The following is a 10,256-nucleotide window of genomic DNA, read 5'->3' as shown; positions in this document are numbered from 1 at the left end:
GCGATCACCGCCGAGATCGGTTCGATGAAGATGCGCGAGGAGGTCGACGCGCTGAAGGTCATCGGGCTCAACCCGATCGGCGTCCTGGTCTTTCCGCGGCTCGTTGCGCTGGTCATCGCCTTGCCGTGCCTGACCATCATTGCCAATTTCGCCGCACTCGGCGGCGGCATCCTGGCCGCGTGGCTCTATTCCGACATCCCGCCGGCTGCTTTCATCGACAGGCTGCGCGTCGCCATCGACCTCAGCACGATCTTTGCCGGCCTGATCAAGGCGCCATTCATGGCGATGATCATCGGCACGATCGCCTCGGTCGAAGGCATGAAGGTTGGCGGCAGCGCGGAATCGCTGGGCCAGCACGTCACCGCCTCGGTGGTGAAGTCGATCTTCGTCGTCATCATCCTCGACGGGCTTTTTGCCATTTTCTACGCAGCGATCGAGTTCTGAGATGAAGCTGCGAGGCAGGAAAAGGGCTGATACACTGGCGAACGATGCGGGCGAGGGCGACATCGTGCTTTCCGCGCACGACATCAGCGTGTCCTTCGCCGACAAGCTCATCCTGGACAAGCTGTCACTCGACATAAGGCGCGGCGAGATCCTTGGCTTTGTTGGCGCCTCGGGTGCCGGCAAGTCGGTTCTGCTGCGCACCATTCTCGGCCTGACGCGCAAGCAGTCGGGCACGATCAAGCTGTTCGGTGTCGATGTCGAGAAGGCGAGTGACATCGAGCGCCTGCGCATCGACATGCGGCTTGGCGTGTTGTTCCAGCACGGTGCCCTATTTTCGGCGCTGACAGTGCTGGAGAATGTCCAGGTGCCGATGCGCGAATACCTCGACCTGCCGCGAAAGCTGATGGACGAACTGGCATTGCTCAAGATCGAGTTGGTCGGGCTGCCGCCCGATGCGGCGCAGAAATTCCCGTCCGAACTGTCCGGCGGCATGATCAAGCGCGCCGCACTGGCGCGGGCGCTCGCGCTCGACCCCGACATCGTCTTCCTCGACGAGCCGACGTCGGGTCTGGATCCGATCAGCGCGGCGGAATTCGACGAACTGGTGGTCAAGCTGCGCGATACGATGGACCTGACCGTCTACATGGTGACGCATGATCTCGACACGCTTTTCACCGCTTGCGACCGGGTGGCCGTACTTGGCAACAAGAAAGTGCTCGTCGAAGGCACCATCGACGACATGCTGAAGAGCGAGGAACCGTGGGTAAAGTCCTATTTCCGCGGAAAACGCGCCCGGCAACTTGATCTTGCGGCGCGCGCATAGCCATAAGTGGGACAATGGAAACCAGAGCCAACTACGTCATTGTCGGCATTTTCACGCTGGCTGCGATCCTGGCGGCGTTCGCCTTCGTCTACTGGACGGCGGCGATCGGCGACAAGGGCGAGACGACGTTGCTGCGCGTGCGCATTCCGGGCTCGGCCTCCGGGCTCGGCCGCGGTAGTTTCGTGCTGTTCAATGGCGTCAAGGTTGGCGACGTCAAGCGTGTCTATATCGACGTCGACAATCCGACGGTTGCCATCGCCGACACCGAGATCGACCGCCTGACGCCGATCACCAAGTCGACGCAGGCCGATATCGGGCTTGCCGGCCTGACCGGGCAGGCCAACATCGAACTCAAGGGCGCCGACCCCAAGGAAGTAAAGCTCCTCGACCAGGCGGAAAAGGAAGGCAAGGTCGCCGAGATCGTCGCCAACCCGTCAGCGGTGACCAATTTGCTGCAAACGGCGCAGAACATTTTTACCCGCGCCGACAAGGTGCTGACGGAACTCGAAGGCTTCACCAAGGACGTTCGCGGGCCGCTGACGCAGACCGTGCAGAACGTGCAGACCTTCTCGGATGCGCTGGCCAAGAATTCGGACGGCATCGACAAGTTCCTGTCCGCCGCCAGCACGCTGGCGGATGAGCTGAAAGGCGTTTCCGGAAAGCTCGATGGCACGCTGAAGGCAGCCGAAGGCCTTCTCAATGCCGTCGACAAGGACAAGATCAAGAGCATTGTCGCCAATGTCGACACGGTGACTGGGAACCTCAAGGAGACTTCGAAACAGCTCGACGGCGTGATCAAGAATGTCGATACCGCGGTTGGGTCCGTCAACGATTTCGCCAAGCAGACGCAAGGCACGCTGGCCAAGGTCGACGGCGTGCTCGACGGCATCGACCCGACGCAGGTGCGCTCGGCACTTGCCAATATCCAGAAGGCCAGCGAAAGCGCCGACAAGGCCGCCGCCGACATCGCAGAGGTGACCCACAAGTTCGCCAACCGGGCCGACGATATCGACCAGACGATCAAGGATGCCAAGCAACTGGCGCAGCGGCTCAACGACGCCTCGGTGCGTGTCGACGGCATCCTCGCCAGGGTCGACACTTTGCTCGGCTCGGGGCAGGCCGACGGTGTGATGGCGGATGCCAGGGCGACGCTGAAGTCGTTCAAGCAGGTTGCCGACACGCTGAATTCCCGCCTGGGCGTCATCACCGACAATCTGGCGCGCTTCTCGGGCCAGGGGCTTTCGAATGTCGAGGCGCTGGTGCAGGACAGCCGCCGTTCGATCAGCCGCATCGAGGAAGCGGTGACCGATCTCAGCCGCAATCCGCAGCGCATCCTTTCGGGTGGCGATGGCGAGGTTCGGCAGTTCGATGGCAGGGCGCGGCGTTGACTTCGGCGTCGGCGAGCCCCAAGAACATGAGCCGCGAAAGCGGGTCGATCTTACGATCCGGGGACAACGGGGATCGCGCGTGAAGTCTGTGTGGGTGAAAACGGGCGGCTTGTCATCGGCTGCGGCACTGCTTGCCCTGACGCTAGCCGGCTGCGCGGCGTTGGGCGGCAAGCCCGCGCCGCTCGATACGTTCGAGCTGTCGGCGCCTACGGTCGAGGCACATGGCCACAGCCGCCGCCAGATCCTGATCGCGCAGCCGTCGGCGCTCAAGGCGCTGGACAGCCAGAACATCGTCATCAAGCCGTCGGATCGCTCGATCCAGTATCTCAAGGGCGCGCAATGGGCCGACCGGCTGCCGCTGATCGTGCAGGCGCGGCTCGCCGAGACGTTCCAGCGTTCGGGCAGCTTTGCCGGCGTCGGCAAGCCGGGCGAGGGCCTGGCGATTGACTATCAGGTGATCGTCGAGGTCCGATCCTTTGAGGTTCGTGTCGACGGCGGCGAGCATGCCGAAGTCGATCTGTTCGTGCGCATCCTCAACGACCGCAATGGCGAGGTGCGTGCCTCCAAGAGCTTCACCGCATCCGCACCGGTTTCGGGCAGCGGCAATCCCGCCTATGTCAGCGCACTCGACAATGCGTTCGGTGATGCCGCAAAGCAGATCGTGCGCTGGACGGATTCGGTCATCTGATTTCCGTAAAAGTTTGATCGCACAGCACTTCTGACAGTGCTACCGCAAGGGACGCGGCGCCGCAGGCGCGCCAACAGCCAAATCGGTCGAAATGAAAAAGGCGGGAAATTTCCCGCCTTTCGTTTGTTGCCCTATCGGCTGATCAATGCAGACGGCCGCTGGCGTGGGCCAGCATGGTGTAGACCTTGCCGGTATCCGAGGTCAGGTAGGTCTGCGCCATGATGTTGTCGCGGTCATTGCGCGAGACATCCTTGAGCAGCTTCTCGAAATCGTCGCAGTAGCGGTCGACGGCGGCGCGGAACTCGGCCTCCGCCTGATACTTGCGACGGATCTCGTCGAACGTCTGCTGGCCCTTCAGCGTGTAGAGCCGCCTTGTGAACACGTCACGCTCGCCGCGCCGGTAGCGGTTCCACAACTCGATCGAAGCATCGTGGTCGATGGCTCGTGCGATATCGACGGAGAGCGAGTTCAGCGATTCCACGACATGCAGGGGCGAGCGCTGGGCAGGAGCCGCGCGCGGTGCTTCCGCAGGCGCCGACGGTGTTACCGACCTCAGGTCCTCGTCATTCGACGCCGCAGTGAGCAGATCGCGCACCCAGCCGCCCTGAGGCGTGCGGGCGTTGGTGTCTGGACGCTGGCGCGGTGCCGTCTCGGCCGGACGCTCAAGATCGAGCGTGCCGCGCAATGCAGGGCCGCCCAAGGGCGCCTGAGGCGTGCGCAGCTCCGGCTGCGGAGCCGGTGCGCGACGCGGCGGCTCGGCGGCGCGTGGGGCCGGCGCTTGCGGCGCGGGACGCAGATTGCGTGGCTCGGACCCATCGCCGCCGCGGCCGGACTTCGCAACGATGTCAGAAAGCTCCTTCAGGGCGTTGATCTGCTCGGAAACGGCGCGGCGGATGGCCGAGGTCGATTCCTTTGCCTCTTCCGGCATCTCGATGACGCCCTTCTTGAGCTCGGCGCGGGTCAGGTCGAGCTCGCTCTTGATCGAGCCCGCGGTGCGCCGCATCTCCTCGGTCGCATCAGCGAAACGCTTGGTGGCCGAATCGACGACGTCGGTGATGGCGATGCGGATCTTGTCGGCCGACTCCATCGTCTTGCCTTCGGCGTTCTGCAGCGTCTGCCCGACGAGATTTTCGAACGAACGCATGACCCTTTCGAGATCTTCCGACTTCTTGACCAGGCCGACGGCGAGGTCTTCGAGCGACGACTGCCTTTCGAGCGTGTGCTCGAGGTTGCTCTGGGCAGAGCTCAACAGGTCCGAAGCGCTGGACAGCAGGCGGCTGTGCTCGTCGAACTTGGTGGCGATCGACGCGACCTCGCGCAAGGTGGACGACGACAGTTCCGTCAGCCTTGTCGTGTTCGAATCGACCAGACGTGCCGAGCTGGCAAAGGTCTGCGCAGCCTTCTCGGTGGTGGCGGCGAAGCTTTGCGTGCTGCCGCTCAGGCGCTCATCGACCTGGCCGAGATTGACCGCGGCCTGCTCGATCAGCTGACCGAGCTGCGAGCTGGACTTGGTCATGCGGCCGATGAGATCAGCGACGCTGTCGGACAGCGACGAGCGAGCGCCTTCGACCGCCGACAAGGTTTCGGCGGTGCGGCTGGCGAGAGCGTCGACAAGTGCGGCATTCTCGCTGCGCAGCTTCTCGGTGGCGCGTTCGGTGACCTCTTCCATGCTCTTTTGCAGTTCCGAGCCGCCCTGGGCGAAGCGCTCGACCAAAGGCCGTGCGGTTTCGTCGAGGATCTTCGACATTTCGGCCGAACGTGCCGCGAGCATGGTGTTGAGTTCGCGGGTGTTGGCGCCGATGGTCTTGGCGGCATCGTTGGTGCTCTGGCCGATATGCTGGCCAACCGCGGTGAAGGTCTCCGCGATGACATTGGCGCGCGAGACGAGTTGCGCCTCGGCATTCGACACCTGCTCGTTGAGCTTCTGGCCCATCGTCTCGGCCGTGAAGGCGAGGCGGTTCTCGACGCCTGAGATCTGCTCTTCGACACGGGCGGCGGCGGCTGCCGCGCTCGATGCGAGCCGCTCGTCGGCGCCGGCAAGCGCCTGCTCGATTTCGCGGGCATGCACGGCCATTTCCTGGCCGGTCCGCCTGGCACGTTCGGCGACCCTTTGCTCGGTATCGGCGAAGGCGCCGACGATGGTCTCGGCATGCTCGCCGATCGTGGTGGTGCTGTTGGCGATGCGCGACACCAGACGCTGATCCGCGTCGTCGAAGATGCGGCCGATTTCCGAGGCACGGCTCGACAGCGCTTCCGAACCTTCTGCGATGCGCGAGACCAAATGCTGGTCGGCGGCATCGAAGATGCGACCGAGGTCCGATGCACGCGCGGCAAGCGCTTCGGCCGATTCGCCGATGCGCATGCCGAGCCGCTGGTCGGCGCCTTCAAAGTTGCGCAGGATGTCGCCGGCGCGCGCGGCCAGCGACTGGGCCGTCTCGATGGCGCGGGCGACCAGCTTCTGGTCGGCGGCATCGAACGTGCCGGCAATCTCGCTTGCACGAGCTGCCAGATGGTCGGCGGTGTCCTGAGCCCGGGCGGTCAGCTGATCGGCGGTTTCCTGGGCGCGGGCGGCGAGCTTCTGGTCCGCCGCTTCGAAGGTGCCGGCGATCTGACTTGCGCGAGCAGCCAGCTGATCAGCGGTTTCATGGGCACGGGCCAGCAGCGAGCTGGACGTGTCGTCTGCGCGGGCAAGCAAGGCGTTCGACGTATCTTCCGCACGGGCGTGCAGTCGACGATCGGCGTCCTCGAAGGTGCGGGCGATGTCCTCGGCCCGCGCCAGCAAGGCGGCAGAGGTCTGCTCGGCGCGCTCGGCGATCTTGCGGTCGGCGTCACTGAACGCCGCACCGGCCTGCTCATGCAGCGTGCTGGTGACTTCCAGCACCTTTTCGCGCAGGGCGCCGGCGACAAACACGGCGCTCTTCTCGAGCACGGCGCGGACGTTGTCGACACCTGTCGAAAGCGCACGCTCCATGGTGCCGGCGCGTTCCTCGATGATGCCGGTCTGACGGCTGAAGGCCTGCTCGATCTTTTCGACATCCCCGGCGATTGCCGCGGAGATATCGGTGCTCCTGGCGGCGATCTGATCGATATGGCCCGACAGCGAGCGGTCGACGTCCCTGCGGGACTCGGCGAGCTTGCCGAGATCGTCTTCCAGCGCGCGGGTCAGCATATTGCGACCTTCGGACAGCTTGCCGACATGTCCGGCAATGACGTCGTCGATATCGCTGCGGCTTTCGGTCAGCTTCTGCAGGTCAGCTTCGAGGGCGCGTTTGAGAATGTCGCGGCCCTCGGCCAGTTTCTCCACCTGACCGGCGACCAAACCGTCGATGCTGGAGCGGCTTTCGGCCAACTTGGCCAGATCGGCTTCTAGCGCGCGCTTGAGAACGTCGCGGCCTTCGGCGAGTTTCTCGACCTGGCCGGCGACCAGGCCGTCGATGCTGGAGCGGCTTTCGGCCAGCTTGGCGAGATCCTCCTCGAGCGCCTTCGACAGGGTCGAACGTTCCTGGACAAGCCTTTCCGCGTGGCTGTTGACAAGGCCGCCGACGTTTTCGAGGTCGGCCTCAAGTGACCTCGACAGGGTCGAACGATCCTGTGCGAGCCGTTCGGAATGGCTGTTGATCAGACCGTTGACGTTTTCGAGGTCGGCCTCGAGCGCTTTCGACAGCGTTGCACGATCCTGGACGAGCCGTTCGGAATGGCTGTTGACCAGGCCGTTGACGCTTTCGAGATCAGCCTCGAGCGCCCGGGCGAACTGTGCCCGGTCATCGACCAGTTTCTGCGACTGGTCGGCAATGGTGCCCTTGATCGCGTTGAGGTCGGCTTCCAGAGCGCGCCGCAGGATATCTCGGCCCTCGGACAGCTTCTCGACCTGACCGGCGACCAGCCCGTCGATGCTGGAGCGGCTGTCGGCGAGCTTGGCGAGGTCATCCTCAAGGGCCTTGGACAGGGCGGAGCGATCCTGAACCAGCTTGTTCATGTGATCGGCGATGACGCTGTTCACGTTCTGCAGGTCGGTTTCCAAGACCCGCGAAAGCTGCCCGCGATCCTCGGCCAGCTTGTCCGACTGGCTTGATATAACGCCCTTGATCGTGTTCAGGTCGGATTCCAGCGCGCGCTTGAGAATGTCGCGGCCCTCGGCCAGTTTCTCGACCTGACCGGCGACCAGACCGTCGATGCTGGAACGGCTTTCGGCGAGCTTGGCAAGGTCGGCTTCAAGGGTCTGCGACAGCAGGCTGCGGTCCTCGGCCAGCCGTCCCGAATGGCCTTCGATCAGGCCGCGTATGCCGGACAGATCGTTGTCGAGCGAATGGGAAAGCTGCGTGCGGTCCTCCGCCAGTTTGGCGGAATGGGTTTCGATGAGGCTCTTGATGCCGATGATATCGTTTTCCAACGCCTTGGCGAGCACGGCGCGGCCCTCGGCGATCTTCTCGACCTGACCGGCGACCAGACCGTCAATGCCGGCGCGGCTGTCGGACAGTTTGCCGAGATCGGCTTCCAGGGCGCGCGACAGAATGTTGCGGCCCTCGGCGAGCTTTCCGACATGCCCGGCGACCATTTCATCAATGATCGTACGAGCTTGCACCAGTTTCCCGGAGTCTTCGTTCAGGGCCGTGGAGAGCCTGTTGCGGCCTTCTTCCAGCCTTTCGAGATGGCTGCCGAGCGATGCATCGATGGCAGCCCGCGATTCATTGACCTTGCGCAGGTCTTCTTCGAGGGCGCGCGAGATCAGGCTGCGGCCTTCGGCCAGCTTCTGCACCTGGTTGGTCACCGCCGCATCGATGCCGGCGCGGCCCTCGGCGAACTTCGCCAGATCGGCCTGCATGGCCTCAGCCATGCGCTCGCGGCTTTCGGACAGTTTTCTGCTGTGGTTCTCGACAGCTTCCTCGATGCCGACGCGGGCGTCGGCGAGCCGCTGGATGTCGCTGTCGAACGAACGCGATACGACGTGACGGGCGGCTTCCATGCGTCCGGCGAAGTCGCTGGCGCGGGCTTCGAGCATGGAGGAGGTCGAGGTGACGATGTCGGCCATGTCGGCGCCGATCTGGGTCTTGCCCTGATCGATCATCGCCGACAGCGTGTCCTTGCTCTCGGCAAAGGTGTGGGCGATTTCGCGGGCGCGCTCGACCAGCGTCTCGTTGATCTGGCGGGCGCGGGCCTCGAGTGCCGCATTGAGCTTCTGCGTTCCGGTGTCCAGCGCCTCGGCGCGGGTCTGGAATTCGCTGATCAGCGCCTGGCCGCGTTCGGCGAGCGTCCGCTCGATGCCGTTGAGGCTGGCCTCGAATTCGGAATTGAGGGTGCGCGCCGCGCCGCCAAGCAGGGACACCATGCCGGTGGTGCGATCGTCGAGCAGATCGGTCAACGACCGTGTCAGGCCGTCCGTGGTGTCCGTCAGCTTGGCAATGCGGGTATCGAGAAGGCTGGCGAAAGCCTCACCCGAGGTTGACAGCCGGTCGGTGATCGAATCGAGCCGGCCTTCCACCGAATCGAAGATCGACATCGAGCTTTCGTTGATGCGGTCGATGAGCGTGTCGCCGGAATTGGTGATCGTCATCGACAATTTAGTCGACGCATTGAGGATCGAGTCGCGGATGATGTCGGAGGCGGCCCCGATCTCATCCTTCAGTGTCTCGTGCGCACCGGTGATCGAAGCGCGGACGCGCTCGGCATGAGTGACGACGGCTTCGCGCTCGCTGCCAAGCCCATCGACCAGCGAACGGATGCGGGATTCATTCTCGGAATAGGAGCGTTCGATCTGGTTAACTTCGCTGTGGACCAGAGTTTCCAACTCGACGGCGCGGGCAAGCGTGCGTTCGATGCCTTCGCCCATGGCTGCAACCTCGCGACGAACGGCTTGGCCGATCATCATGACGCGATCCTGGGCAAGGTTTTCCGGCTCGGTCAGGCGGAAAGCCACTTCGGTCATCGACTGGGCGGCGATGCGCATTTCCTGGGCCCGGCGAATCATTGCCGCGAAGGCCCAGAACAGGATGACGGGCACGATCGCCGCGACCGCCAGGCCGATCAGCTCCGGACGGGCAAGGAACTGGTCGAGCGTGCGGATTCTCCAGATGCTCGGTCCGAAAAGGAGGTTGGCCAAGCCACCGGCGCCGGCGAACCAGGCGAGCGAAACGAAGGCAACGACCCAGTAAATGGTGTTCGAGGCACGCCTGTTGAGGCTGTGCAGGAGCGTCTTGTAGTCCTTCTGGCGATCGTCATTGGCCGGCGCGAAACCCGCGGGCTGGGCGCCATTGCGTGTTTCCACGGGGCGCAACTCGGCAGGCTTGGCCTTTGGCGCGGGTTTTGCGGCCTGGTTCTGGACTTGGCTCTGATTGACCACGGACTCTGGTTTCTGATTGCGTCCCTCGCGCGCCAGCTCGTCGGCGGCCTGGGATATCTGCGCTTCCAGATCCTCCATCGATGCCGCGATGTCGAGGTCGCCGCTGCCGACATCATTGCTGAGGTCGAGATCGAGCGCCTTTTCCAGTTCCCTGGCCACTTCGCTGTCGAGAGTTCTCGTCGTCGTTGGTTTCTTTGCCATGCCTTCGCTACCCTGTACTAGCTGCCGCGGGCTTATAATTCTGTTTGTCGTACCACGCGCAGGAGGCTGAAAATGGACCCCTCGTATCGTAATGACACAGGGGGGTAAAGAAAACATGCATTCCGCGAGATACGTAAAACTTTAAATATAAGGTTAACGCAACCGTGATTTGGGCGCCGTTTTGGCAACATTTTTCCGGGCCATTCATTAACCCGTTGTCCATTGGATTCGCCTAGGTTTTTGGGCGATCGAAGAAACGGAGTTCGAGTTCATGCGTGGCGAAAGCGGCATTGCCTTCTCAATGCCCGGGGGCGACGTATCCGGACCAAGGCGGTCACGGCCGGTCGATTTGGCACACCTTGCCCGCCAGACGAT

5 protein-coding genes and 1 pseudogene are annotated in these 10,256 nt (G+C 63.5%); 5 read left to right on the top strand and 1 reads right to left on the bottom strand.

All coding sequences use genetic code 11. From position 1 onward, the window contains the following. The 4 genes from EN993_RS24425 to EN993_RS24410 all read left to right on the top strand — a co-directional run. On the top strand, positions 1-444 hold a 444-nt coding region (locus EN993_RS24425; RefSeq protein ID WP_206532409.1), incomplete at its 5' end, for an ABC transporter permease. A gap of 1 nt (position 445) precedes the next feature. Further along, positions 446-1,267: an ABC transporter ATP-binding protein gene (locus EN993_RS24420; RefSeq protein WP_127265041.1), complete on the top strand. Its 822-nt coding sequence runs from the start codon at positions 446-448 to the stop codon at positions 1,265-1,267. A 14-nt stretch (positions 1,268-1,281) separates the two neighbouring features. After that, positions 1,282-2,655: an MlaD family protein gene (locus tag EN993_RS24415; RefSeq protein ID WP_126068984.1), complete on the top strand. Its 1,374-nt coding sequence runs from the start codon at positions 1,282-1,284 to the stop codon at positions 2,653-2,655. Further along, positions 2,636-3,343: an ABC-type transport auxiliary lipoprotein family protein gene (locus EN993_RS24410; RefSeq protein ID WP_109669383.1), complete on the top strand. Its 708-nt coding sequence runs from the start codon at positions 2,636-2,638 to the stop codon at positions 3,341-3,343. Before EN993_RS24415 ends, EN993_RS24410 begins: the two co-directional genes overlap by 20 nt. A gap of 142 nt (positions 3,344-3,485) precedes the next feature. Here the strand turns inward: EN993_RS24410 and EN993_RS24405 are convergent, their stop codons facing one another. Further along, positions 3,486-9,881 (bottom strand): kinesin, encoded by a 6,396-nt coding sequence (locus EN993_RS24405; protein ID WP_127265040.1) that lies wholly within the window; start codon positions 9,879-9,881, stop codon positions 3,486-3,488. A 271-nt stretch (positions 9,882-10,152) separates the two neighbouring features. Here EN993_RS24405 and EN993_RS38465 point away from each other — a divergent pair. Further along, a pseudogene (locus EN993_RS38465) lies at positions 10,153-10,256 on the top strand (histidine kinase); the annotation flags it as partial.

The sequence above is a fragment of the Mesorhizobium sp. M7D.F.Ca.US.004.01.2.1 genome (genome assembly GCF_003997785.1).
GTDB lineage: Bacteria > Pseudomonadota > Alphaproteobacteria > Rhizobiales > Rhizobiaceae > Mesorhizobium > Mesorhizobium loti.
Note: the sequence above shows the minus strand (reverse complement) of the source record. Positions and strands in the feature narration are given on the sequence as shown.

Excerpts from the sequence above, each read along its gene's own strand:
- EN993_RS24410 (WP_109669383.1), top strand. The coding sequence starts at position 2,636 with ATGGCAGGGCGCGGCGTTGACTTCGGCGTCGGCGAGCCCCAAGAACAT.
- EN993_RS24405 (WP_127265040.1), bottom strand. The coding sequence starts at position 9,881 with ATGGCAAAGAAACCAACGACGACGAGAACTCTCGACAGCGAAGTGGCC.
- EN993_RS24420 (WP_127265041.1), top strand. The coding sequence starts at position 446 with ATGAAGCTGCGAGGCAGGAAAAGGGCTGATACACTGGCGAACGATGCG.
- EN993_RS24415 (WP_126068984.1), top strand. The coding sequence starts at position 1,282 with ATGGAAACCAGAGCCAACTACGTCATTGTCGGCATTTTCACGCTGGCT.